Genomic DNA, 1,236 nt, shown 5'->3' with positions numbered 1-1,236 from the left:
CACGACAACGACGCCGACCAACCCAACGACGACCGGCCCCACGACGGCCGGTCCAATGACGACGCCGACCCTCAGGAGCCCGCGGACCCCGACAACCCTGACAGTCCCGATGGCGCCCACACCCTGGCCCGGACCCGTCACACCGATGACCCCGGCGCCCACAGCGCGTACGGCGTTCACGACCGGGCCGGAACAGGGGGCGTGGACAGCACCGACGCCACCGGTGGCAGACGAGCCGGGGATGGCACGACGGCCGACGCCGACGCCGACGTCGACGCCGAGGGCGACGGCGACGGCTCCGACGGTACGGACGGTACGGATGGCTCCGGCGGTGTGCGGAGCGGAGGCGGCCCCGGCGGCCCGCGCGACGGGGACGGCCACGGCGGCGGGCAGCAGCCGACCGGCACCCTCCAGGCGGCCGGACACACATCAGGCACCGTGGCAGTGACAGCGGACGGCGCGGCAAGTGCGGACGCCGGCCACGGCGCAGCGGACGCCACCACGCACGCCGCAGATAGCGAGGGCGAGGCCGTCACAGGCAGTCCGGGCGGCGTAGCGGAGGCCACCACGGGCAGCTTGAGCAGCTCGGGCGTGGCGGTCGAGGCCGTCCCGGAGGCCTCGGGCGGGGCCAGCACGGGCAACGGGGGGAACGCGGGTGGCGGGGGCGGCGAGGCTGCAGCCTCGAAGGCGGCGCAGGGTGGTGTGGCGGCCGGCCTGCTTTCGGGTGGCGCGGGGTTCGCGGCCGGGGAGGTGCGAGTGCGGGTCTCCACCCTGATGCACCTGGACGACCTTCCCGCCGAACTCGCCGGGTGGGGGCCCATCCACCCTCAGCTCGCCCGCCGCCTGGCCAAACGCCAAGTCAACGGCGAATGGCGGTTCGCGATCTGCGACGACGACGGGCAACTGCTGTTCGCCGGGATCACCTCCTACCGGCCCGCCGGATGGCCCCGCCGCCCTACCACCCCAACCCGGGCACCACGACAGAAACCACCACAACAGCAACCACCACAGCAGCCATCGCGACCGCAACCGCCACCGGCAGCACAACAGGCATGGGACCGCGCGCCGGAACCGCCATCGCCACAGGTAGCAGACCAGCCATCAGAACAGGTATCAGAACAGGCATCGGAACAGGGACCCGAACACGCCCAGGGACAAGCGGCGGGACAGGCATCGGAGCAAGCGGCGGACCAAGCAACGAGACGAGCAGCGGTGCGGACGGCACGCGAGTCGGTG

At 73.2% G+C, this 1,236-nt stretch carries 1 pseudogene; it reads left to right on the top strand.

The features are described from left to right. A pseudogene (locus N5079_RS35000) lies at positions 1–1,236 on the top strand (hypothetical protein); the annotation flags it as partial.

This window comes from Planotetraspora sp. A-T 1434 (assembly GCF_025420585.1).
GTDB lineage: Bacteria > Actinomycetota > Actinomycetes > Streptosporangiales > Streptosporangiaceae > JAOEGB01.
This window is presented reverse-complemented; position numbering and strand designations above follow the sequence as displayed.